Origin of the sequence: Amycolatopsis sp. SID8362, from assembly GCF_010550475.1 — a bacterium.
Classification (GTDB): domain Bacteria; phylum Actinomycetota; class Actinomycetes; order Mycobacteriales; family Pseudonocardiaceae; genus Amycolatopsis; species Amycolatopsis eburnea.
This window is the reverse complement of sequence record NZ_JAAGNB010000097.1, coordinates 1-23,640: the sequence shown is the minus strand read 5'-3', so window position 1 is coordinate 23,640 and position 23,640 is coordinate 1. Positions and strand designations below refer to the sequence as shown.

General features: G+C 71.3%; 17 protein-coding genes and 1 riboswitch. Of the genes, 6 read left to right on the top strand and 11 right to left on the bottom strand.

Annotated features, from left to right (window positions below; all coding sequences use genetic code 11):
- Positions 1-713, bottom strand: a 713-nt coding sequence (locus G3I65_RS03405) for an AAA family ATPase (RefSeq protein ID WP_309235238.1), incomplete at its 3' end; no start/stop codon positions are given.
- Between the two features lie 267 nt (positions 714-980).
- On the opposite strand from G3I65_RS03405, the gene G3I65_RS03400 reads away from it, so the two are divergent.
- Together G3I65_RS03400 and G3I65_RS03395 are read left to right on the top strand one after the other, a co-directional pair.
- The gene (locus G3I65_RS03400) at positions 981-2,378 is read left to right on the top strand and encodes a hypothetical protein (RefSeq protein ID WP_160694641.1); all 1,398 of its coding nucleotides are present in this window, start codon (positions 981-983) and stop codon (positions 2,376-2,378) included.
- A 52-nt stretch (positions 2,379-2,430) separates the two neighbouring features.
- Positions 2,431-3,582 carry an FAD-dependent monooxygenase gene (locus tag G3I65_RS03395; protein ID WP_160694639.1) on the top strand — a complete coding sequence of 384 codons (1,152 nt, stop codon included), beginning with the start codon at positions 2,431-2,433 and terminating at the stop codon, positions 3,580-3,582.
- Here the strand turns inward: G3I65_RS03395 and metH are convergent.
- Positions 3,564-7,193 (bottom strand): methionine synthase, encoded by a 3,630-nt coding sequence (metH, locus tag G3I65_RS03390; protein ID WP_160694637.1) that lies wholly within the window; start codon positions 7,191-7,193, stop codon positions 3,564-3,566. The two genes, G3I65_RS03395 and metH, sit on opposite strands and share 19 nt — an antisense overlap.
- 14 nt (positions 7,194-7,207) lie before the next feature.
- Positions 7,208-7,286, bottom strand: a riboswitch (S-adenosyl-L-homocysteine riboswitch).
- A 294-nt stretch (positions 7,287-7,580) separates the two neighbouring features.
- Between metH and G3I65_RS03385 the strand changes: the two genes are divergently transcribed.
- Positions 7,581-8,438 carry a TIGR03619 family F420-dependent LLM class oxidoreductase gene (locus G3I65_RS03385; RefSeq protein WP_160694635.1) on the top strand — a complete coding sequence of 286 codons (858 nt, stop codon included), beginning with the start codon at positions 7,581-7,583 and terminating at the stop codon, positions 8,436-8,438.
- Positions 8,439-8,698: 260 nt separating this feature from the next.
- Here the strand turns inward: G3I65_RS03385 and G3I65_RS03380 are convergent, their stop codons facing one another.
- On the bottom strand, positions 8,699-10,084 hold the full coding sequence (locus G3I65_RS03380; protein WP_203612266.1) for a sugar porter family MFS transporter: 1,386 nt from the start codon (positions 10,082-10,084) through the stop codon (positions 8,699-8,701).
- Positions 10,085-10,331: 247 nt separating this feature from the next.
- Here G3I65_RS03380 and G3I65_RS03375 point away from each other — a divergent pair, with 247 nt between their 5' ends.
- Complete coding sequence (locus tag G3I65_RS03375) at positions 10,332-13,067, top strand: cellulose binding domain-containing protein (RefSeq protein WP_309235237.1); 2,736 nt, start codon at positions 10,332-10,334, stop codon at positions 13,065-13,067.
- A 272-nt stretch (positions 13,068-13,339) separates the two neighbouring features.
- Here the strand turns inward: G3I65_RS03375 and G3I65_RS03370 are convergent, their stop codons facing one another.
- Genes G3I65_RS03370 through G3I65_RS03350 form a run of 5 tightly spaced genes read right to left on the bottom strand, consistent with a single transcriptional unit; the run spans position 13,340 to position 18,168 of the window.
- Entirely contained in the window at positions 13,340-14,341 is a 1,002-nt protein-coding gene (locus tag G3I65_RS03370) for an NAD(P)-dependent alcohol dehydrogenase (protein ID WP_160694631.1), read from the bottom strand.
- 26 nt (positions 14,342-14,367) lie between these two features.
- Positions 14,368-15,066 (bottom strand): HAD family hydrolase, encoded by a 699-nt coding sequence (locus G3I65_RS03365; protein ID WP_160694629.1) that lies wholly within the window; start codon positions 15,064-15,066, stop codon positions 14,368-14,370.
- Complete coding sequence (locus G3I65_RS03360; RefSeq protein WP_160694627.1) at positions 15,063-15,866, bottom strand: carboxymuconolactone decarboxylase family protein; 804 nt, start codon at positions 15,864-15,866, stop codon at positions 15,063-15,065. The genes G3I65_RS03365 and G3I65_RS03360 overlap by 4 nt, the downstream gene beginning before the upstream one ends.
- Before the next feature lie 35 nt (positions 15,867-15,901).
- Positions 15,902-16,726 carry an AfsA-related hotdog domain-containing protein gene (locus G3I65_RS03355; RefSeq protein ID WP_309235236.1) on the bottom strand — a complete coding sequence of 275 codons (825 nt, stop codon included), beginning with the start codon at positions 16,724-16,726 and terminating at the stop codon, positions 15,902-15,904.
- Positions 16,723-18,168 carry a hypothetical protein gene (locus tag G3I65_RS03350; protein WP_239070371.1) on the bottom strand — a complete coding sequence of 482 codons (1,446 nt, stop codon included), beginning with the start codon at positions 18,166-18,168 and terminating at the stop codon, positions 16,723-16,725. Before G3I65_RS03350 ends, G3I65_RS03355 begins: the two co-directional genes overlap by 4 nt.
- Before the next feature lie 605 nt (positions 18,169-18,773).
- Between G3I65_RS03350 and G3I65_RS58580 the strand changes: the two genes are divergently transcribed.
- Positions 18,774-19,922, top strand: coding sequence for a cellulose-binding domain-containing protein (locus tag G3I65_RS58580; protein WP_160694625.1), 1,149 nt, complete (start codon positions 18,774-18,776; stop codon positions 19,920-19,922).
- A 1-nt stretch (position 19,923) separates the two neighbouring features.
- On the opposite strand, the gene mgrA is transcribed toward G3I65_RS58580, so the two are convergent.
- Both mgrA and G3I65_RS03335 read right to left on the bottom strand, forming a co-directional pair.
- The gene (gene mgrA / locus G3I65_RS03340; RefSeq protein WP_160694623.1) at positions 19,924-20,919 is read right to left on the bottom strand and encodes an L-glyceraldehyde 3-phosphate reductase; all 996 of its coding nucleotides are present in this window, start codon (positions 20,917-20,919) and stop codon (positions 19,924-19,926) included.
- A 27-nt stretch (positions 20,920-20,946) separates the two neighbouring features.
- Complete coding sequence (locus G3I65_RS03335) at positions 20,947-22,140, bottom strand: AGE family epimerase/isomerase (protein ID WP_160694621.1); 1,194 nt, start codon at positions 22,138-22,140, stop codon at positions 20,947-20,949.
- A 156-nt stretch (positions 22,141-22,296) separates the two neighbouring features.
- Between G3I65_RS03335 and G3I65_RS03330 the strand changes: the two genes are divergently transcribed.
- Complete coding sequence (locus G3I65_RS03330) at positions 22,297-23,394, top strand: lytic polysaccharide monooxygenase (RefSeq protein ID WP_160694619.1); 1,098 nt, start codon at positions 22,297-22,299, stop codon at positions 23,392-23,394.
- 53 nt (positions 23,395-23,447) lie between these two features.
- Here the strand turns inward: G3I65_RS03330 and G3I65_RS03325 are convergent.
- Positions 23,448-23,640 (bottom strand): substrate-binding domain-containing protein (locus tag G3I65_RS03325; RefSeq protein WP_160694617.1); only part of this gene is annotated, 193 nt, incomplete at its 5' end.

The window sequence follows — 23,640 nt, the reverse complement described above, 5'->3', positions numbered from 1 at the left end:
TCGACCAGCCGCGGCGTGGCGGTGAGCGCGCCGCTCCACCGCCACAGTCCGTCCGCGGCCGACAGCGAGCCGCTGTCGAGCCCGCCCTGGACGAGTTCCCGCAGGAACAACGGGTTCCCCAGGGTGAGGTGCCACAGCCGGTGCTCCGCGCCGTCGTCGAGCCGCCCGCCCAGCGCCGCGGTGACCAGCTCGATCGTCTGCGCCCGGGTCAGTTCGCCGACGTCGAGCCGTTCGGCCACGCGGTCCTTCCACATCGCGAACACCGGGTCGGGCACGCTGACGCCGTGCGGCGCGATCACGATGACGAACGCCGCCGCCGTGGCGGCCAGCTGGTGCACCAGCGTCGCGGACAGGTCGTCGAGCAGGTGCGCGTCGTCGACGCACAGCACCAGCCGCCGCCCCTCCGCGCCCCGCGTCAGGTGCCCGGCCACCTGGTTGAGCCGGTGCGCGCGGTCGGCCGTGCCGTCGGCGCTGCCGGGCAGGAGGTGGGCGAAGGCGCCGAACGGGATCGTCGACGCGGACGACATCGCGCGCACCCAGTGCGTGCGCGCGCCGTCACGGGCCAGCTCGGTCAGCAGCACCTTGGCCAGGCGGGTCTTGCCGGCCCCGGCACGGCCGGTCAGCAGCAGGCCGCACACCTCCGCGTCGGCCAGCGCCCGGCGCGCGAACGCCAGCTCCTGTTCGCGGCCGACCAGCGGCCAGTCGTTCGCCACACCCACTGCCTCCCCGCCTGCGCACAGTCTTTCTCCGGATAATGACAACGGACGGGCCCGCCAAGTACCGAATCCGCGCAGCGATTTGGCATAATTCGCCAGGCGGCTCGACAAATGCGACACAACGGACAGTTGATCTGGTATTCCGTGAGCATTTCCCGGTTATTCTCCCAGCACCGTGATCAACCGTTTTCGCGGAATTCAAGACAACTCCTCGCGGGGACGCCAGGATGGGCTCACCCCGTTCCCCGAAGTGAGGACCCGAGGATGACCCGCCTGCCCGCACTGGCCGTCGCCGCGCTCACCGCCTCCGCGCTGCTGACCGGCACGGCCGACGCCGCGAGCCCACCGTTCACCGCGTCGGTGTTCCGGGCGACGCACAACAGCTATTCGGGCAACGTCGACGGCGCCAAGAACTCGATCGCCTACCAGCTCGACCACGGCGTCCGGTTCATCGAGCTCGACGTCCACGACAACGGCTACGCGATCGCCCACGACTACGGCGTCGGCCACGACTCCCCCGGCAACCTCGTCGACCACAGCGGCGGCAACCCGGCCTCGAACAACCTCCGCGACTGGCTGACCACGGTGAACACGTGGTCGGCGCAGCACCCGGCCGCCGCGCCGATCGTCGTCATGCTCGACCTCAAGGACGACCTCACCGACAACCCCTCGTTCGCGGCCGGCAACCTCACCGCCGTCAACCAGGAGCTCGAGTCGGTGTTCGGCGGCCGCCTGCTGCGCGCCCAGGACTACCCGGCCGGGCAGCCGGACGTCGACTCGCTCCGCGGGCGCGTGCTGCCGCTGCTGTCCGGGCACGCCGGCAGCCGCGCGGAGTACAAGCGGGACGTCGGCTACCACCCGGCCGTCGCGCTCAACGGGCGCGGCCAGATCGTCGAGGTGCACGACTCCGGCGGCGGTGCGCTCTGGTACTGGACCGGGACCTACGGCGCCGACGGCCGCGTCACCTGGCTGCGGCACGGGAAGTACGACAGCGGGCAGACCCCGGCCGTCGCGCTCAACGACAACGGCGACCTCGTCGAAGTCCACCAGTCGCAGAGCGCGACCACGCTCTGGTACCACGTCGGCAAGCTCGGCGCGGACGGCGAGATCACCTGGCAGGCGTCCCACCAGTACGACAACGGCGTGCAGCCGACGGTCGCGTTCACCGACGCCACGCACCTGCGGGAGATCCACCAGAGCCAGAGCAGCAGCCAGAACTGGACGTGGACCGGCACGCTGTCGGCCGCCACCGTCTCCTGGACCGGCAACGCCAAGACGTCCGACGCGCGCTTGGCCAAGGACACCGCCGTCAACGGCACGCGGCGGGTGAAGGTGTGGACCGGCGCCGACGGCCCGACGCCGTCGAACACGCTGCGCGCGGACACCGCGAGCGTCGCCGGCGACCGGATCCGCTACCGGCAGGTCGCGTTCGACGAGTTCCAGAAGGGTGACAGCGCGGAGCTGCAGCAGGGCGCGCTGTTCTACGGCGCTCCCGCGACGGAGTCGGCCTTCATCACTTCGGCCCGGCAGTCGGGCAAGCTGGTCCGCGGCTGGGACTTCGACTCGGCCGGCGAGGCGACGAACCCGCTCGCGAACTACCCGGCGACCAACCACCCGTACGACGCCTGGTACCAGTCGTTGCTGACCGGCGCCGCCGAGTAGCCGTCAGCGCTTCGTCAGGGGCCGGTCAGCGCCCCTGGCGAAGCTCGGCGGCATGAAGAACCTCACCGTCCTGATCTCCGGCGCCAGCATCGCCGGCCCCGCCCTCGCCCACTGGCTGACCCGCTACGGCTGCACCGTCACCGTCGTCGAACGCGCGCCGTCGGTGCGGCCCGGCGGGCAGGCCGTCGACTTCAAGGGCGCCACGCACCGGACCGTGCTCGAGCGCATGGGCATCCTCGGCGACGTCCTCGCGCACCAGACCGGCGGGCAGGACCAGACGATCATCGACGCCACCGGAAAGCCGCAGGCGGTCATCCCCGGTGAATTCACCGGCGGCGAGATCGAAATCCGCCGCGGCGACCTGGCGGAAATCCTTTACGCGCATTCCGGATGCGAATACCTCTTCGGCGACACCATCACGTCGCTGACCGAAACCGACGGCGGCGTCGACGTCACCTTCGCCACCGCCACGCCGCGCCGGTTCGACCTGGTGGTCGGCGCGGACGGGATCCACTCGAACGTCCGGCGGCTGGCGTTCGGCCCGGAACGCGACTACGTCCAGTACCTCGGGTACCACTACGCGCTGGCCGAGCTCGGCGAGGACGTCGCCGACGGCGAAGCGGTGATGTACAACGAGCCCGGCCGGATGACCGCCGTCGGCGGGCCGAAGGCGTCGGCCTTCTTCGTCTTCGCCTCGCCGGAGCTGGACTACGACCGCACGGACACCGCGCAGCAGCGGAAACTGCTGGCCGACGCCTACCGGGGCGCCGGCTGGCGGGTGCCCGAGCTGATGGCGAAGGTCCCCGAGGCCCGCGAGTTCTACCTGGACACCCTCAGCCGCGTCAAGATCGACCACTACTCGCGCGGCCGCGTCGTGCTCCTCGGCGACGCCGCCTACGGCAACACCCTCGGCGGCTTCGGGACCGGCCTGGCGATCGTCGGCGCGTACGTCCTCGCTGGGGAGCTCCTCGCCGCCGGCGGCGACCACGAAATCGCCTTCGCCCGCTACGAAGAGCTGTTCCGCGGCTACGCCAAGATCTCGCAGCGCGGCAGCGCGGGCCCGTTCCTCGCGCCGCCGTCACCGCTGCGGATCAAGCTGCGGGACTGGACGTTCAAGTCCCGCTTCCTGCTCGGCCTGATGCTCAAGGCGACCGACAAGTTCGCCACGGACATCGAGCTGAAGGACTACGCCCCGGGCTCGTAGGCGAGGTTCGGGCGCAGCCACTGCTCGACCTCGGCCACTTCGACGCCCTTGCGGCGCGCGTAGTCCTCGATCTGGTCGCGGCCGAGCCGTCCGACGGTGAAGTAGCGGGAGTCCGGGTGGGCGAAGATCAGCCCGGACACGCTCGCCGCCGGAGTCATCGCGTACGACTCGGTCAGCGCCATGCCCAGCCCGTCCGCTTCCAGCAGCTCGAACAGCTCGCGCTTCTGGCTGTGGTCCGGGCTGGCCGGGTAGCCCAGCGCCGGGCGGATGCCGCGGAACCGCTCCGCGTGCAGGTCTTCCAGCAGCGGCTCGGCGTCGGGCTCGAACCAGTCGCGGCGGGCCTTGAGGTGGATGTACTCGGCGAAGGCCTCGGCGAGCCGGTCGGCCAGCGCCTTGACCATGATCGCCTTGTAGTCGTCGTGCTCGGCCTCGAACCGCGCGGCCAGGTCCTCGGCGCCGTGGATGGCCACCGCGAAACCGCCCAGGTGGTCACCGGCCGGGGCGATGTAGTCGGCCAGGCAGCGGTTCGCGCGGTCGGCCGGCTTCGACGTCTGCTGGCGCAGCATCGGGAACCCGACGTGGGAATATTCGCCGTCGAGGACGATGTCGTCGCCTTCGCTGTGCGCCGGCCAGAACGCGTACGCGCCCTTCGCGGTGAAGCTGCCGTCGGCGACGATCTGGTCGAGCAGCGCGTTCGCGTCGTCGAACAGCTCGCGGGCGACCGGCTGCTCCACGATGGCCGGGTACTTGCCCTTGAGCTCCCAGGCCAGGAACAGGAACTGCCAGTCGACCATCTCGCGCAGCTCGGGGATGCTCGGCTCGACCACGCGCAGGCCGGTGAACGCCGGGGTGGGCAGTTCGTCGAACGACACCTGCTCCGGGTTCGCGCGCGCCTGTTCGAGGGTGAGCATCGGGCGGCGCTGCTTGCTCGCGTGCTGCTCGCGCAGCACCTCCTGGTCGGCCCGGTTCTTCTCGGCCAGCGCGATCGAGCGGTCGGGGTCGAGCAGGTCCGACACCACGCCGACCACGCGGGAGGCGTCGAGCACGTGCACCGTCGTGTTGTCGTAGGCCGGGGCGATCTTGACCGCCGTGTGCTGCCGCGACGTCGTGGCGCCGCCGATCAGCAGCGGCAGCTTCAGCCCGCGCCGCTGCATTTCGGTGGCGACGGCGACCATCTCGTCGAGCGACGGCGTGATCAGCCCGGACAACCCGACAGCGTCGGCGCCTTCGGTGACCGCGGTGTCGAGGATCTTGCCGGCCGGCACCATCACGCCGAGGTCGATCACCTCGTAGTTGTTGCAGCCCAGCACGACCCCGACGATGTTCTTGCCGATGTCGTGGACGTCGCCCTTCACCGTGGCGAGCACGATCTTGCCCTGGCCGCCGCTCGACGCGAGCCTGCCCTCCTGGCGCGCCTTCTCCTTCTCCGCCTCCATGAACGGCTCCAGGTAGGCGACGGACCGCTTCATCACGCGCGCGCTCTTGACCACCTGCGGCAGGAACATCTTGCCGGAGCCGAACAGGTCGCCGACGATCTTCATGCCGTCCATCAGCGGGCCCTCGATGACGTCGAGGGGCCGCGCCAGCTGCTGCCGCGCTTCTTCGGTGTCTTCCTCGATGAAGTCGACGATGCCGTGCACCAGCGCGTGGGACAGCCGCTCCTCGACCGGACCTTCGCGCCAGGACAGGTCGACGACGCGCTTGGTGCCGCTGCCCTTGACGTTCTCGGCGAACGCCACCAGCCGGTCGGTCGCGTCCTCGCGGCGGTCGAAGAGCACGTCCTCGACCAGTTCGAGGAGGTCCTTCGGGATGTCCTGGTAGACCGCGAGCTGGCCGGCGTTGACGATGCCCATGTCCAGGCCGACCTGCACGGCGTGGAACAGGAACGCCGAGTGCATCGCCTCGCGGACGACGTCGTTGCCGCGGAAGGAGAACGACAGGTTCGAGATGCCGCCGCTGATGTGGACGCCGGGACAGCGTTCCTTGATCCGGGGCAGCGCGTCGATGAACGCCTTGGCGTAGCCGTTGTGCTCGGCGATGCCGGTGGCGACCGCGAGGACGTTCGGGTCGAAGATGATGTCCTCGCCTGCGAAGCCCGCCTTCTGCGTGAGCAGGTCGTAGGCCCGGCCGCAGATCTCGACCTTGCGGTCGGCGGTGTCGGCCTGCCCCTGCTCGTCGAAGGCCATCACGACGACGCCGGCGCCGTAGTCGCGGATCGTGCGCGCCTGGGCCAGGAAGGGCTCCTCGCCCTCCTTGAGGCTGATCGAGTTGACCACGCCCTTGCCCTGCAGGCAGCGCAGGCCGGCTTCGAGCACGCTCCACTTGGAGCTGTCGACCATCACCGGGATCCGGGCCACCTCGGGCTCGGTGGCGATCAGGTTGAGGAACGTGGTCATCGCCTGCTCGGAGTCGAGCAGGTCGGCGTCCATGTTGACGTCGAGCAGGTTGGCGCCGCCGCGGACCTGCTCCAGCGCGACGTCCACGGCGGCCTGGTGGTCGTCGGACTCGATGAGCCGGCGGAACCGCTTGGAGCCGGTGACGTTCGTGCGCTCGCCGATCATCACAAACCCGGTGTCGGGGCCGATGCCGAAGGGCTCGAGCCCGCTGAACCGGGTGTGCGTACGCGGTGCGGGCACCTCTCGCGGCGTGACGCCCTTCGCGGCTTCGGCGATCTTCGCGATGTGCGCCGGGCTGGTGCCGCAGCAGCCGCCGACCAGGTTGACCAGGCCGTCGCGGGCGAACCCGCCGATCAGCCCGGCGGTCTGCTCCGGCGTCTCGTCGTAGCCGCCGAAGGCGTTCGGCAGCCCGGCGTTGGGGTGGCAGGCGACGTAGGCGTCGGCGATCCGGGCGAGCTCCTCGACGTGCGGGCGCATCTCCTCGGCGCCCAGCGAGCAGTTCACGCCCACGACCAGCGGTTTCGCGTGCTCGATCGAACTCCAGAACGCCTCGACGGTCTGGCCCGAGAGCGTCCGGCCGCTGAGGTCGACGATGGTCACCGAGATCCACAGCGGCAGGTCCGGCGCCACCTCGCGGGCGGCGGCGATCGCGGCCTTGCAGTTCAGGGTGTCGAAGATCGTCTCGATCAGCAGCAGGTCGACGCCGCCCTCGGCGAGCCCGGCGATCTGCTCCGCGTACGACGCCTTGACCTGCTCGAACGTCACCGCGCGGTACGCCGGGTCGTCGACCTTCGGCGACAGGCTGAGCGTGACGTTGAGCGGGCCGATCGAGCCGGCGACGAACCGGCCGCCGAACTCGTCGGCGGCCTGGCGGGCGAGCTGCGCGCCGCGGACGTTCATCTCGTGGACGTGGGACTGCAGCCCGTAGTCGGCCTGGCCGATGCTGGTGGCGGTGAAGGTGTTCGTCGTGGTGATGTCGGCGCCCGCGGCCAGGTACTGGCGGTGGACGTCGAGGATGACGTCCGGGCGGGTGAGGTTGAGCAGGTCGGGGTCGCCGGTGACGTCGTGGGTGTGCTCGCCGAAGCGGTCACCGCGGTAGTCGGCGGGGGTCAGCCCGGCACCCTGCAGCATGGTGCCCCAGGCGCCGTCCAGCACCGCCACCCGCTGGTCGAACAGCTCGCGCAGGCGCGCCTCGGACTCTCGCGGGGTGTTCACCGGCAGCCTCCCTTGGTCGGGAGGCGCCCTTGGTTGGTCAATCCCGGCCGAGCGTGGCGGACCCGGTGGTCCGTTGCAGCGCCTCTCGGCCTGTGGTCCACGGTATCGGATCCCGGGCCGCGCACGCCATCCCGCCCCGCCCCGGATTCCACGGACTGGGACGCTCTCCGTCCACAAAGGATTGACACGTTGCCTCCCCGGTCGTCGCGGGCCCCTCCACCGTGCCGGTGATCCGCCCCGCCGCTCTGCTCCCCGCCTGCCCACCCGCACCACGTCCAGCGCGGCTCGACCGGCGCTGGACAGGGTCACCAAGGGTACTCGACCAACGACCCTCCGCAGCACCCGGCCTGCCTTGAAAACTGAAACACGTTCTAATACGCTCACGCCGTGGACTACGGAATCGTGCTGTTCACCAGCGACCGGGGCATCACCCCGGCAGCCGCCGCGCGCGTCGCGGAGGCCGCCGGGTTCGCCACCTTCTACGTGCCCGAGCACACGCACATCCCGGTGAAGCGGGAGTCGCCGCACCCGCGCACCGGCGACGCGTCCCTGCCCGACGACCGCTACAGCCGCACCCTCGACCCGTGGGTCGCGCTGGCGACGGCGGCCGCGGTGACGTCGCGGATCAGGCTGTCCACGGCGGTCGCCCTGCCGGTGGAGAGCGACCCGATCACCCTGGCCAAGACGATCGCGAGCCTCGACCACCTCTCCGGCGGCCGCGTCACGCTCGGCACCGGCTTCGGCTGGAACGTCGACGAGCTGAACGACCACGGCGTGCCCGGCAACCGCCGCCGCACCGCGCTGCGGGAGTACCTCGAGGCGATGAGTGCACTGTGGACGGAGGAAGAAGCGGCCTACGACGGGGAGTTCGTGTCGTTCGGGCCGAGCTGGGCGTGGCCGAAGCCGGTCCAGGCGCACATCCCGGTGCTGCTCGGCGCGGGCCCGACGGAGAAGACGTTCCGCTGGATCGCCCGCCACGCCGACGGCTGGATCACGACGCCGGCGGACACCGACCTGGACGGGCACGTGGCGCTGCTGAAGGAGATCTGGGCTGCGGAGGGCCGCGCGGGAGCACCGCGGATCTGCGCGCTCGGCGAGCGTCCTGATCCGGAACGGCTGGCGCACTTGGACGCGCTCGGGGTGAGCGAGACGATCTTCGGGCTGCCGGACCGGGCGCCGGAGGAAGTGGAAGCGTGGGTCGGCCGGCTCGCCGGCAAGCTGGGCCTGGCCGCGCCGGTGGGCTGAGCGCGCCCGGACGTCAGGGTTCCGGCAGAGTCGCGCCGGCGAGCGGGTGACCGGCCGCAGGCTGGCCTCGTGGCCTGCCCGGCGTCGCGGGGATGTCATGAAAGGGTCATTCATGTCGTCTGGTGAGGTGAATGACCCTTTCATGACATCGCGGCTGGGCGGATCGGCCGTGCTGCCCGACTTTGCCGAGGCCTGCGCCCGGACGTAGTGAATGACTCATTCCTGTCGTCGGACGACATGAATGAGTCATTCACTACACGTCAGCCCTTCGCGCCGACCCCCTGCCGCGCCCGCAGGTCGAGCTCGATCTGCTCCAGCGTGCGGCCCTTCGTCTCCGGGACCAGCCACTTCGTGAGGCCGAACAGCACCACGTTGATGCCCGCGAACAGGAACATCGAGCCGCCGATGCCGAGGGACTTCGGGTCGGAGATGATCGGGAACACCGCGCTCACGATGCCCGTCGCCGCCCAGAGGACGACGCTGCTCACGCCCATGCCCGCCGCGCGGACCTTGAGGGGGAAGACTTCGGACATCATCACCCAGACGACCGCGCCCCAGCCGAGTTCGTAGCCGACCAGGTAGAGCACCATCATCACCAGCATCAGGATGCCGCGCAGGCCGGTGTCGTGGACGTTGAGCACGATCAGGCCCGCCGCGGCGAGCGTCAGCACCATGATCACGTTGCCGATGAGCAGCAGCGGCTTGCGGCCCCAGCGGTCCACCACGAACACGACCCACGCGGTGAACAGGAACTTCGTGACGCCGAGCAGCACGCCGGACAGCAGTGCGGCCTGCGTGGCGAAGCCGAGCCCGATCAGCATCGTCGGGAAGTACGCGTTGATCGCGTTGACGCCGCTGAACTGCTGGCCGACCGCGAGCAGCACGGCCACGAACAGCATCGGCCGCACCCAGCCGGCGAACAGGTCGCGGAACCGCGGCTTCTCCTCGGTGTCCATCCGGATGACGTCGCGGATGGTCGAGATCTCCTCGTCGAGGTTCACCGTGTTGCCGTGGGCGCTGGCCAGCACCCGCCGGGCCTCCTCCTCGCGGCCGTTCTTGACCAGCCAGCGCGGGGTTTCGGGCAGGAACACCAGCCCCACGAGCAGGATCGCCGCGGGCACGATCGCGCCGGCGAACATCCAGCGCCACGCCGAAACCGGGCCGAGCCAGTAGCTCACCAGGAACGCGATCAGGATGCCGGAGACGATGAAGATCTGGTTCAGCGCGCCCATCGCGCCGCGCAGCCGCGCCGGCGCCAATTCGGACAGGTACGTAGGAACCGTCGACGACGAAAGCCCGATGCCCAGCCCGATGACCAAGCGGGAAAGCACGAGCAGCGTGAACGTCGGCGAGAACGCCGCCGCCAGCGTGCCCACGATGACGATCGCCGCGGCGACCATGATCGTGCGGCGCCGGCCGAGCGCTTCGTTGGTGCGGCTGGAGAACAGCGCGCCGACGATCGCGCCGACCGACAGGCTGGCGGTGATCACGCCCTTGTCCCAGCTGGTCAGCGCCCACAGTTTCCCGATGAACGGGAGCACCCCGGAGATCACGCCGAGGTCGTAACCGAAGAGGATGCCGCCGAGCGCACCGAAGAAGTACAAGGTGGTCCGGTTGATGTGCCGCGCCGGGGCTGTCTGCGTCATTGCCGGGTCGCCTCTTTCGTAGGTCCAGTCCAGCGGGCACCACACTCACACGCCGGAAAAACCCGGACAAGGCCGCGCGCGATAACAATTCAGTCACCTGATCGATGTTCACATATGTGACACCATCCAAGTGGCTCCGAATCCAAAGTGGACAGTGCCGGTTGACGAAATCATCGAACGCTTTACAACGTTCCGAAGACTCGTTTACCGTCCCTCTGGAAGCGCTCCCAGAGTTGTGGAGGCCGACGTGAGACGACCGCTTTTCCCCAGCACACCCAGGGTTCGCCGGCTCCTCGCGGCCGCGCTCGCCCTCCTCCTGCCCACCGCCGTCGCGATCACCGCCGGTGCGCCGGCCGCGCCCGCCGCACCGGCGTCCTACACCTGGCGCAACGCCGAGATCGGCGGCGGCGGGTTCGTCCCGGGCATCGTCTTCAACCAGACCGAACCCGGGCTCGTCTACGCCCGCACCGACATCGGCGGCGCATACCGGTGGAACGCCTCGACCGGCCGCTGGCTCCCGCTGCTCGACTCGGTCGGCTGGACCGGCTGGGGCCACAACGGCGTCGTCAGCCTCGCCACCGACGCCGTCGACCCGAACCGCGTCTACGTCGCGGCCGGGATGTACACCAACAGCTGGGACCCGAACAACGGCGCGATCCTGCGCTCGGCCGACCGCGGCGCCACGTGGCAGGCGGCCGCGCTGCCCTTCAAGCTGGGCGGCAACATGCCCGGGCGCGGCATGGGCGAGCGGCTCGCGATCGACCCGAACCGCGACAGCGTCCTCTACCTCGGCGCGCCCAGCGGCAACGGGCTCTGGCGCAGCACCGACTCCGGCGTCACCTGGGCGAAGGTGACCAGCTTCCCGAACCCGGGCACCTACGCCCCCGACCCGAGCGACCCGTCGGGCTACTCCAGCGACAACGAAGGCGTCACCTGGGTGACGTTCGACCCCACGACCGGCACGCGGGGAAACACCACGCAGACGATCTACGTCGGCGTCGCGGACAAGCAGAACACCGTCTACCGCAGCACCGACGGCGGCACGACGTGGGCCCGGCTGGCCGGCCAGCCCACCGGGTACCTGGCGCACAAGGGCGTCCTCGACCCGGTCGGCGGCTACCTCTACCTCGCGACCAGCGACACCGGCGGCCCGTACGACGGCGCGAAGGGCGACGTCTGGAAGTACGCCACGAAGACCGGCGCGTGGACGCGGATCAGCCCGATCCCGTCCGACAGCACCGACGACTACTTCGGCTACAGCGGCCTGACGATCGACCGGCAGCACCCGAACACGCTCATGGTCGCCACGCAGGTCTCGTGGTGGCCGGACGTGATCTTCTTCCGCAGCACCGACGGCGGCGCCACCTGGACGCGGATCTGGGACTTCACGAGCTACCCCGACCGGTCGCTGCGCTACACCCAGGACATCTCCTCGGTGCCGTGGCTGACCTTCGGCGTCCAGGCCGCTCCCCCGGTGCCGTCGCCGAAGCTCGGCTGGATGACCGAGTCCGCGGAGATCGACCCCTTCGACTCGAACCACTTCCTCTACGGCACCGGCGCGACGATCTACGGGACGTCCGACCTCACGAAGTGGGACAGCGGCGGGAAGATCACGCTCAAGCCGGTCGTCGGCGGCCTCGAAGAGACCGCGGTGCTCGACCTGATCAGCCCGCCGTCGGGCGCGCCCCTGCTGTCCGGCCTCGGCGACATCGGCGGGTTCCGGCACGACAGCCTCGACGCCGTCCCGGCCACGATGTACACCCAGCCGGTCTTCACCACGACCACCAGCCTGGACTACGCGGAGCTGAACCCGGCGACGATCGTCCGGGCCGGCACTCTCGACCGCAGCGCCCGGCCGAACGACAACCGGATCGCGTTCTCCACCGACGGCGGCAAGAACTGGTTCCAGGGCGCGGAGCCGTCCGGCGGCGCGAGCGGCGGCACGGTCGCCGCGGCCGCCGACGGCAGCCGGTTCGTCTGGAGCCCGGACGGCACCCCGGTGAGCTACTCGGTCGGCTTCGGCTCGTCCTGGACGGCGTCCGCGGGCATCCCGGCCGGCGCGGTGGTCGAGTCCGACCGCGTCGACCCGAAGCGGTTCTACGGCTTCGCGGCCGGGAAGTTCTACGTCAGCACCGACGGCGGCGCGACCTTCACCGCGACCGCGGCCACCGGCCTGCCCAGCGGCTCCGCGCACTTCAAGGCGATGCCCGGGGTGGCGGGGGACGTCTGGCTCGCCGGCGGCTCGGGCACGACGTACGGCCTCTGGCACTCGACCGACTCCGGAGCGTCCTTCACGAAGCTGACGGGGGTCACCGAAGCCGACAACATCGGGTTCGGCAAGGCTGCCTCCGGCCGGACGTATGCGACGTTATACACGATCGCGAAGATCGGCGGGGTGCGCGGGATCTTCCGGTCGGACGACGCGGGCGGGTCGTGGACGCGGATCAACGACGACCAGCACCAGTACGGCAACATCGGGGCGGCGCTCAGCGGGGATCCGCGGGTGTACGGCCGGGTCTACGTCGGCACGAACGGGCGCGGCGTGATCGTGGGCGACTCCGGAGGCACCGAACCCCCGCCGACGACGACCACGCCCACCACCACGTCCGCGCCGCCCACGACCACGACGCCACCCACGACGACGACCACACCGGTGCCGTCGGGGTCGTGCACGGCGGCCTACGCGGTCACAAACCAGTGGCAGGGCGGCTTCCAGGCCTCGGTCAAGGTGGGCAACACGGGCACCGCGGCGGTGACCGGCTGGACGGTGGCGTGGACGTTCACGGACGGCCAGCGGGTGACGCAGGCGTGGAACGCGACGGTCACCCAGACCGGCACGGCGGTGTCGGCGGTGGACTCGGGCTGGAACAAGACGATCCCGGCGGGCGGCAGCGCCGAGTTCGGCTTCACCGGCACCGCCGGCACGGCCAACACCAAGCCCGCGTCGATCTCGCTCAACGGACGGCCCTGCACGCCCGGCTGACAACCCGGGCGGGAAGGGGGTTTCAACCCACCCCCAGGCGGTTGAAACCCCCTCCCCGCGCCCCCAGTCCGGACGCTCCGCCCGAGCAACCGCAGCCTGCTCGGGCGATGTCCCGGTAACCACCACTCTCCCCGGTGCCGACACCGGCCGCCATTCCTGCCGAATCGGGACTTTTTCGCCCGAACCCACCACTACTGACCTGCGGAAAGCGGCGCGGGAGGTACGGATATACCCAGCCGGGACGGCAAAAGTTACCCGGGGCCGCGGACGGCTCAGTCGCTTTCGAGGACGACCTTGCCGATGTGGCTGCCGGACTCGAGGTGCTTGAGCGCTTCTTCGACCTCGTCGAAGGCGTACCGGCGGTCGATCACCGGCCGGAGCCCGGTGTGCTCGATGGCCCGGTTCATCGCCTGGAACGTCTCGCGGGAGGCGTTGGTGAGCCCGCGCAGCGTCAGCTGCTTGACCAGCACGAGGATCGGGTCGGCGCCGCCCTCGTGGGTCAGGACGCCGGCGACGCTGACGTGCCCGCCGTAGCGCGCGGCGATCATGGACTGGCCGATCGTGCCGCCCCCGCCGACGTCGACGACGTGGTCGACGCCGCCGCCGGTCAGCTCGGCCACCGCGGCGCCCCACTCCGGCGTCGTCGCGTGGTTGAGCGTCTGGGCGGCGCCGAGTTCGCGCAGCCGCTCGAGCTTCTCGTCCGAGCTGGACGTCGAGACGACGTGGGCGCCGCCGAGCGCGGCGAACTGCAGCGCGAACGTGGACAGGCCGCCGCTGCCCAGCGTGAGCACGGTCTGGCCGGGTACGAGGCGGCCTTCCTCGACGACCGCGCGCCACGCCGTGACGCCGGCGCTGGGCAGCGTCGCGGCTTCGGCGTAGTCGAGGTGCGCCGGGACGCCGACCAGCGCGTCCTCGGCGAAGACGGCGTACTCGGCGAGCACGCCGTCGAGGGTGCCGGCCAGGTCGTCCGCGGTCTTCTCGGGCGTGCCGGGCCCGGCCAGCCAGTCCGGGAAGTAGGTCGCGGCCACCCGGTCGCCGGTGGTCCAGGCGCGCACGCCGTCGCCGACCGCGACGACCTCGCCCGCGCCGTCGGACAGCGGCACGACGTCCGGCTTCACCGGCTTGGGGTAGAACCCCTTGACGATCATCAGGTCGCGGGCGTTGACCGCCCACCCGCGCAGCCGGACCAGGACCTGCCCGGGACCGGGTTCGGGGACGTCGCGCTCGCCCAGGACGAGCCCGGCGCCGGGACGGGGCAGGGAAAAGTACTTCACGGCGGCTCCAAGGGTGCGGGAACTCCTCAACGAGGCCAGTGTGTCGAAGTCGCGAGCTCCGCGTCGACGGTCTCCAGGAGTTCCGGGGTCAGTTCGGTGAGCGACGCCGCGAAGTGGCGGACCCCGTACCCGGCCATGAAGTCCCGCTGCCGCGCGTGGGCGGGGCTCGACGGGAACCCGATGAACCCGGCCCCGTGCGCGCGGGCGTCCTCGGCCACCCGGCTGACGTCGTCGACGAACACGATCTCGTCGAACCCGGCGCCGAGCGCGGTGCGGGTGATGTGGGCGACGCCGGGGCGGTGCTCGTTGATGCTGACGTACGGCACCTCGGGGTCGAGCAGGTCGACGAAGTCGCCGAGGTACCGGTCGAAGGTGTGCTCGCGGGTCCGCCCGCCGTAGCAGACCAGCCGCACCGGGAGCTTCGAGAGCGCTTCCAGGCACTCCCGCGCCCCTTCGGCGACGCGGATCGGGTGCTCGGCCAGGTACTCCTGCCGCGCCGCCCACAGCTGCTTGAGCGTCTCCTCGGCCGGCTGGTCGAGGCCGCAGAGCGCGGTGACCTTCTCGGCGACGACGATGTCGCGCAGCCCGATCACGTCCCGCTCGGCGGCGGCGTCGTAGACCCCGCCGTGCGCGGTGACGAACCGGGCGATCATGGCCAGGTAGGTGTCGTCGATGAGCACGCCGTCGCAGTCGAGCGCGACGACGCGCAGCTTTTCGAGGGTCATCGCTGCGCGAACACTTCCCGCGCGGCGCCGATCGCGTTGAGCGCGGCCGGGAACCCGCAGTAGAACGCCAGGTGCAGGACGGTCTCGACGACCTCCTTCTCGGTGCCGCCGACGTTGAGCAGCCCGTGGATGTGCACCTTCAGCTGCGGCAGCGCGGTGCCGAGCGCGACGCACGCGGCGATCGTGACGAGCTCGCGGTGGCGCAGGCTCAGCCCCGGCCGGGTGTAGACCTCGCCGAAGGTGAACTCGATGATGTAGGTGGCCAGGTCGGGCGCGATGTCGGCCAGCGCGACGGCGACCTTCTCCCCCGCCTCGCCGTCGACCGCCTTCATCGCGGCCAGGCCGCGCTCGTAGCGGTCTTCGATGCCCGCCCACGGCACGTCGGCGGGCTCGGCCGACGGCTCGTCCGCCGGCAGGCCCTCGAACGCCGCCTTGAGCGCCGTGAGGGCGTTGAGCGTGGCGGGGAACCCGGCGAACGAGCTGACGTGGATGACCGCCTCGACCAGCTGGCGGCGGGTGCAGCCGACGTTCAGCGCGGCCTTGGCGTGGAACTGCAGCTGCGAGCCCGCGTACCCGAGCGCGGTGAGCGCGGCGACGGTCGTCAGCTGCCGCTCCGGCAGCTCGAGGCCGGGCCGGTGGTAGACGTCGCCGTAGATGAACCCGACGCACTGCTCGCCGAACTCGGCTTCGCCGATGCTCTCGAACAGGTCCAGCACGGCCGGCCGGTCCACCCCGCCGAGCTGCTGGATGAGTTTCAGTCCCTGGGCGAAGGACGCCGAACGGTCCGGCTCTTCGGACATCGTGGTGTGGTTTCCCTTCCGGAGTGGGTTTCGGGTCAGCCGAGGTAGGCGCGGGTGGCCTGGTCGGCCTTGCGGCGTTCCAGGGTGTCGACGCGCCCCTGCGCGATCATCGAGTACTCGATGACGGCGGTGGCCACGGTGCGCTCCTGCTGGCGCACCGCGGTCGTGGCGCGGAACTTCAGGTTGGTCTCGCGGCCGAGGTCGGACTCTTCGATGAGCGACTCGACCGTGGCCGGGAGCGGGAACAGGAAGTCCTGGAACGACAGGTCGATCCGCTTCCAGACCCCCGCGTACTTGGGCGTGGCCAGCCCGGGGCGGATCGCGGTCTCGAACTGGGCGATGCAGATCTGGCGCATCGCCTCGACGATCACGATGCCCTGCACGTGCTCGCCGGTGTGGTGGTCGAGGACCAGCTCGTTGTCCCGGTGGATCCGCAGCTCGGCCTGGCAGTGCCCGGCCGACGGGCTGTGCACGCCGGCCAGCAGGACGTTCTCGGGGCGGTCCTTGTGCACGACGACCGAGCGTTCCGGCAGGCGGCGGAACGCGTCCGGGTCCGCGAAGGTGACGGCGACGCCGCTCTTCTCGCGGGCCGCTTCGAGCACGTCGTGGTCGGTCGCGTCGACGCCCTGGCCGAGGTGGACGACCCAGTGGCAGCCGTCGGCCTCGGGGCCGTCGCCGGGGTCCCCGGAGGCGAGCAGCGCCAGCAGCCCGGAGACCGTGATGACCCGGTCGCCGCGGGCGAACCGCGCGAAGCGGTCGGCGACCACCACGACGTCGCGGCGGGTGTAGCCCTCGCGGGCCCAGGCCTGGGCGTCGTTCAGCGGCACGGGGGACGTCACCCGGGTCGGGTCGCCCGTCACGGGCGAGCCGAAACGTGGGCGTCCAGGACCGCCTCGGCGAGGTCGCGGGCGGTCGCCGCCGCGCGCCAGCGGGGTTCGTTCAGCTCGGTCGCCAGCACCTTCAGCATCGCGTGCACCATGTCCGGTTGCTTGCCGACGTCCGCGGAGAGCACCTGCTCGACCTGCGCGGCGGCGCCGTCGAGGTCGCCCAGCCGCAGGTGCGCGCGGCCCGTGTCGATCCGGATCATCGGGTCCATGGCCTCCCAGCGGTGTTCCCGTGGCAGCTTCTCGTAGGCCTCGCGGGCGGTGGTGAACTCGCGCAGCGCGGCGGACGCCTGCCCGACCGACAGCAGGGACGTCCCGGCCATGTAATGCCGCCGGTCCTTCGTGATGTTGAAGAACCGGTCTTCGCCGCCCGCCCCGAGGTCGGGGTCCTCGATGGTGGTCCAGCGCGCGATCGCGTCCAGCACCTGCGGCTCGGCCTGCACCGACGACCAGCCGCGCGCTTCGGCGAGGATCAGCGGCGCGTCCGTGAGACGCCCGCCGACGTGGTAGTTCAGCCCGTCGGCGGCCAGCCGCGCGGACTCGACGCCGTTGCCCGACCAGAACGCCACCCGCGCCTGCGACGTGCGCACCCAGCGGCGGGCCAGGAAGTCGTCGGCGTACTGGGTGTAGAGCCAGGCGGCGGAGTTCAGCTGGCGCGAAAGCCGGTACCGGCCGAGGTCGCCCGCGATCCACGCCATCATCGCCGAGCACTTCGCCCCGACGAGCAGCAGGTCCTGCGTCTGCTTCGGCCGCTGCCTGCCCTTGAGCAGCGCGGAAGTCCGCTCGTCGATGACGCTGAGCTGGCCGAGGATCGCGTCGGGCGCGGTGCGGGTGTAGGCGCCGCCCAGGAAGTCCAGGTCGGCCCAGAGGTCGTCGAGCTGGACGTCGTCGACGTTGGTCTGGGTCAGGAGAATCGCGTCATCGAGCGCGCTTGCCCCGATTTCCTCGTCCGGCTGGGTTTCGCCGCGCGCCGCGGTGCGGACGGGCTGCGCGGGCACGAGGGGCGCCGCCGGTTGCGCGTCGGCGTGGTACTCGGCGAGGTCCTTGGCCGGCAGCTGCTCGAGATCTCGCAGGCCCAGCAGCGATTTCCAGTTCGTGCCGTACACCCCGGCCAGCACCCGCAGGGCCGCAACGGTCGGCCGGACGCCGCGTTCGGGCCACTGCTCGTACTCCCAGATCCGGGTGCCGCGCATGCCCGCGCGGGGATCGCCGGTCGCGGCGTTGTAGTGGTGCGCCGCGACGTCGAGCGAAAGTTCGGACGCCAGCCGCCACGCGGTGCGCGGCGGGATCCCGCATTCGACCACCAGGTTCTCCGCCACCCGGGCCGGAATCGCCTCTTCGGGGAAACCCAAGGCGGCCAGCCGGTCGCGCAGTTGTGCACGGTACGGCTTACTCCCTGGCTTGACCTGTCGGCTCATCGTTCACCCAGTGCGGTTCGGAGTACTGGTGCACACGGAAGACAGTACCCCAGCGTGACGGCGGGGGCCCAGGGCGTCACCGGTGCCGGGACCGTGAGATTTTCGAGATGTTGAGCCCGCAACAAGGGTTTCCGCCACGCCCGGGGTCTGTCTTCGGTTTCGGCCACGGGCCTTCGACGCGGGCGCGTGCCGATCCGTTCCACATAGGACTCCGGTCTCGGTGAGAGCGCTCCCATTCAGTCGGCCCGCCACCTCCCTGCCCGCCCTCGTCGTGATCTTGAAGCGGATTCCCGGAATCCACCCCAACGGCGGCACCACGGGACGTGCAACGGTCGCGCAGCGCGATCATCGGACCCGTTGCCCGCCAACGGGTTCGGCCGTTCAGTACGGTTCAGTGCCCGCCCATCGGCCCGTCGGCGCCGGAAACCGGCCCACCGGATCGCGCCGCGTCCGGGTCGCGCTTTACAAGACCGACATCCCGGGGTTACTTTTTCGGCGGCTGGAAGCGCTCCCATGCCAGGTCGCCTCGCCAAGAACGCGGCCACCACCCAGGGGCGTCGTGGTGCAGGCCACGGCGCCCCTGTCCGCGTCCCGGGAGGATCCCGATGCCCCGCAGGTTCGCCGTCGCCCTCGCCGCGCTCTGCCTCGCCGCGGCGGGCACCACCGCGGTCCTCGCCGCCGGACCGGCCGCCGCCGCGCCGGCCTGCTCGGTCACCTACCGGGTCAACCAGTGGCAGGGCGGCTACACCGCCGACCTCACCGTCACCAACGGCGCGACCGCGCTCTCCTCGTGGACCCTCACCTGGCACTACGCCGGCACCCAGTCCGTCACGTCGGCGTGGAACGCCACCGTCCGCCAGTCCGGGACCGCCGTCACCGCGGAAAGCCTCCCCTACAACGCCACCCTGCCCGCCGGCGGTTCGGTGTCGTTCGGCCTGCAGGGCACCGGCGGCGGCGCCGATCCCACCGACTTCGCGCTCAACGGCGTCTCGTGCGGCGACCAGGCTCCGCCGACCACGCCCGTCACGACGCCGACCACCACCACACCCACCACGACGACGTCGACGCCGCCACCCGCGGGCTGCGCGGACGCCGCGCTCTGCGACGACTTCGAGCAGCAGACCGGCAGCACCCCGGGCGGGCGCTGGACCGTCGGCGCGGCGAACTGCCAGGGCACCGGCACGGTGACCGTCGACGGCTCGGTGGCGCACTCGGGGACCCGCTCGGTCAAGGTCACCGGCCAGGGCGGCTACTGCAACCACGCGTTCCTCGGCACCGCCGTGAGCGGCTCCGGCGTGCTGTACGGGCGGTTCTGGGTGCGCCACACCACGGCACTGCCCACCGGGCACGTCACGTTCCTGGCGATGCGCGACAGCACCGACGGCCGTGACCTGCGGGCCGGCGGGCAGAACCGCGCGCTGCAGTGGAACCGCGAGTCCGACGACGCCACCCTGCCCGCGCAGAGCCCGGCCGGTGTCGCCCAGAGCGTCCCGCTGCCGACCGGGGCCTGGTCGTGCTTCGAGTTCCGGCTCGACGGCGCGGCCGGGCAGCTCCGGACCTGGCTCGGCGGCAGCGAAGTGCCCGGGCTCGTCGTCGACGGCGTCCCGACCGCCGACGTCGACCAGCAGTGGCTCGCCCGGTCCTGGCACCCGGCGGTGACCGACCTGCGGCTCGGCTGGGAGAGCTACGCCGGCGACGCCGACACGCTGTGGTTCGACGACGTCGCCGTGGGCGGCTCCCGGATCGGCTGCTGAGCTACCGGGCGGCGAGCCGGTCGATCTCGGCCAGCTCCTCGTCGGTGAACTCCAGGTTCGCGGTGGCCGCGACGGTGTTCTCCAGCTGCGCGACGCTGCTCGCGCCGATCAGCGCGGACGTGACGCGCCCGCGGCGCAGCACCCAGGCAATGGCCAGCTGGGCCAGCGTCTGCCCGCGCCGCTTCGCGACGTCGTTCAGCGCGCGGATGGTGCCCAGCGTGTCCTCGGTGAGGCGGTCGCGGGTGAGGAACGGGCTCGCGCCGGCCGCACGCGAGTCGGCCGGGACGCCGTCGAGGTAGCGGTCGGTCAGCAGGCCCTGGCTGAGCGGCGAGTACGCGATCGAGCCGACGCCGTGCTCGTCGAGGGTGTCGAGGAGGCCGTCCTCGACCCACCGGTTGAGGATCGAGTACGACGGCTGGTGGAGCAGCAGCGGCGTGCCCAGCTCCTTCAGCGCGGCCAGCGCCGCTTCGGTCTGCTCGGGCGAGTAGTTGGAGATCCCCGCGTAGAGCGCCTTCCCCGACCGGACGGCGGTGTCGAGGGCGCCCATGGTCTCCTCGATCGGCGTCTCCGGGTCCGGGCGGTGGGAGTAGAAGACGTCGAAGTGGTCCAGTCCGGTGCGGGCGAGGCTCTGGTCCAGGCTGGCGAGGAGGTTCTTGCGCGAGCCCCACTCGCCGTACGGGCCGTCCCACATCAGGTAGCCCGCCTTGGACGACACCAGGATCTCGTCGCGGTACGGGCGGAAGTCGGCCGCGTAGTGCCGCCCGAAGTTCGCCTCGGCCGCGCCCGGCGGCGGGCCGTAGTTGTTGGCCAGGTCGAAGTGCGTCACGCCGAGGTCGAACGCCCGGCGCAGCACCGCGCGCTGGACGTCGAGCGGCTTGTCGTCCCCGAAGTTGTGCCACAGGCCGAGCGACACGGCGGGCAGCTTCAGCCCGCTGCGCCCGGCCCGCCGGTACGGCATGTCCGCGTACCGGTCCCCGGCGGCGGCGAAAGGCGACATGGTTCTCCTCAGTCGATCACGGGCAGTCTAGCGAGGCGGGGCGAGCGCGCCGGCGAACGACGCGGCGGGCGGCAGCGTGGGCAGCAGCGTCGCCTGGTAGGCGTGGTAGATGTCCGGCTTGCCCGCCCACACCGTCGCGGCCGGGCGGTTCTCCGGGTCGAGTTCGTGGTGCCACGAACCGAGTTCCCGGTCGGCGAAGCAGGCTTCGGCGTGGGCGCACCACTCCCGGAACCGCTCGAGGTACGCCGCCTCGCCGGTCTCCTGGTGCAGCGTCCACGCGGCGGCGATCGCCTCCGCGACGACCCAGTGCAGCCGGGTGCGCACGACCGGCGTCCCGGCGAAGTCGGTGGTGTAGACGAAGCCGGGGTGCCCGTCGACGGCCCAGCCGGTCCGGGTCGCGGTCTCGAACAGCGCCGCCGCGTCCGGGAGCAGCCAGTCCGGGGCGCCGTCGCCGAGCGCGCGCTTGAGGTGCACGGCCAGGCGCGCCCACTCGAAGAGGTGCCCGATCGTCGCGCCGAACGGGCGGAAGGGGTGCGCGGGCTCGGCCCGGTTGAACTCGAGGCGCACCCGCCAGTCCGGGTCGTAGTGCTCCGGCAGCAGCCAGCCGTGCGCGCGGGCTTCGCCGTGCACCAGGTGGTCCACAATGGACAGCGCGCGAGTGGTCCAGACCCGGTCGCCGGTGACGTCGGCGGCGGCCAGGAACGCCTCGACGGTGTGCATGTTCGCGTTGGCGCCGCGGTAGTCCTCCAGGTGCGTCCAGCCGCGGTCCCAGACGTCGGCGACGAGCCCCGGCCCCGGCTCCCAGAAGCGGCGTTCGACGACGTCCAGCGCTTCGGCCAGCAGGTCTTCCGCGCCGGCGGCCCCGGCGGCCGCGGCGCTCGACGCGGCGAGCACGACGAAAGCGTGCTCGTAGGCGCGCTTTTCTGACAACGTTGTCGTCGCGTACCAGCCGCCGTGGTCCGGGTCGCGGAGCAGGCCGGTCAGCGCCTCGACGCCGTGGGCGACCTGGGCCCCGGTCGCGGCGCCTTGCAGTTGTGCCAGCGCGAAGACGTGCGTCATCCGGCAGGTGATCCAGGTTTCGACGGGCCGGTCGAGCACCGGCCGTCCGGAGTCGTCGAGCCAGGCGAACCCGCCGCCGGGGTGCGCCGCTCGCGCGGCGAAGCCGAGCAGCCGGAGGGGTTCGGCCCGCACCCAGGCGGGGACCGGAGACGGACTTTCCACGCTGTGCCTTTCTCGGTGATCGACGACCACCGCAAACGTAGGCCAAGGCAGCCGCTCCGGTCACCGCGGGCTGTTCCGGAAGTGACCGCCACCGCGTAAGCTGACCTTGAGAGCGCTCCCAGTCTTCTACGCACGCTACCCGACGAAGGGACTGACGTGACCAGGAGACGAAGTACGATCCTCGCCGCCGTCACCGTGCTGCTGGCGAGCCTGACCGCCATCTTGCTCAACACCGGCACGGCCGAAGCGCACGGCGCGATGATGAAACCGGGCAGCCGGACCTTCCTGTGCTGGCAGGACGGGCTGAGCTCGACCGGGCAGATCATCCCCCAGAACCCGGCCTGTTCGGCCGCGGTGAACACCAGCGGCGCCAACTCGCTGTACAACTGGTTCGCCGTGCTGCGCTCCGACGGCGCCGGCCGCACGCGCGGGTTCATCCCGGACGGGAAGCTGTGCTCCGGCGGCAACCCGGGCTACGCCGGCTTCGACCAGGTCGGCGACTGGCCACTGACCCACCTGACCTCCGGCGCGACGTTCGACTTCTCCTACAACGCGTGGGCCGCGCACCCCGGCTGGTTCTACACCTACGTCACGAAGGACGGCTGGAACCCCAACCAGCCGCTGACCTGGGACTCGCTGGAGGACCAGCCGTTCCTGACGATCGACCACCCGCCGGTGACCGGCCAGGTCGGCACGGTCGACGGCCAGTACAAGTGGAGCGGCGCGCTGCCGTCGAACAAGACCGGACGGCACATCATCTATTCGGTCTGGAAGCGCTCCGACAGCGCGGAGACGTTCTACGGCTGCTCGGACGTCACGTTCGACGGCGGGCACGGCGAAGTCACCGGCGTGAAGGACCCGGGCACGCCGACGACGACCCCGACGACACCCACCACGCCCACCACACCGACCACGCCGACCACTCCGACGACACCGACGACGCCCGGCGGCTCGTGCATGGCGATGTACGAGATCACCAACGCGTGGAGCGGCGGCTACCAGGCCACGGTGACGGTGATGAACCACGGCACGACCGCGTACAACGGCTGGCAGGCGAGCTGGACACTGCCGCAAGGCCAGACGGTCGGCAGTGTCTGGAACGGCACGGTGAGCCAGTCCGGTTCGGTGGTGACCGTCCGCAACGCCGACTGGAACGGCCGGATCGCCGCGGACGGGCAGACGACGTTCGGCCTGGTCGTCAACGCGACGGGCAGCAACCCGGCCCAGCCTTCGCCGTCCTGCCAAGGAAGCTGACCGTCCGGTTCGGACAGTCGACGGGGGTCGCGCCGGGGCTGCCGGCGCGACCCTCAGCCCCGGGCGGGACCGGTGCTCCCCCGCGTCACCAACGACGGCCGCGGCGCGCACACGTCCGCCGCCTCCTCACCCACCAGCAGCTCCCGCAGCACCACCGCCGCGAGCGCGCCCAGCTCCGCCAACGGACGGCGGACCGCCGTCAGTGCCGGGCGGACCAGGCGGCACAACGGCGAGTCGTCCCACGAC

Coding starts and splice junctions, on each gene's coding strand:
- G3I65_RS03365 (WP_160694629.1), bottom strand. CDS start 15,066: ATGACCCTCGAAAAGCTGCGCGTCGTCGCGCTCGACTGCGACGGCGTG.
- G3I65_RS58580 (WP_160694625.1), top strand. CDS start 18,774: ATGCCCCGCAGGTTCGCCGTCGCCCTCGCCGCGCTCTGCCTCGCCGCG.
- G3I65_RS03395 (WP_160694639.1), top strand. CDS start 2,431: ATGAAGAACCTCACCGTCCTGATCTCCGGCGCCAGCATCGCCGGCCCC.
- mgrA (WP_160694623.1), bottom strand. CDS start 20,919: ATGTCGCCTTTCGCCGCCGCCGGGGACCGGTACGCGGACATGCCGTAC.
- G3I65_RS03400 (WP_160694641.1), top strand. CDS start 981: ATGACCCGCCTGCCCGCACTGGCCGTCGCCGCGCTCACCGCCTCCGCG.
- G3I65_RS03350 (WP_239070371.1), bottom strand. CDS start 18,168: ATGAGCCGACAGGTCAAGCCAGGGAGTAAGCCGTACCGTGCACAACTG.
- G3I65_RS03380 (WP_203612266.1), bottom strand. CDS start 10,084: ATGACGCAGACAGCCCCGGCGCGGCACATCAACCGGACCACCTTGTAC.
- G3I65_RS03360 (WP_160694627.1), bottom strand. CDS start 15,866: ATGTCCGAAGAGCCGGACCGTTCGGCGTCCTTCGCCCAGGGACTGAAA.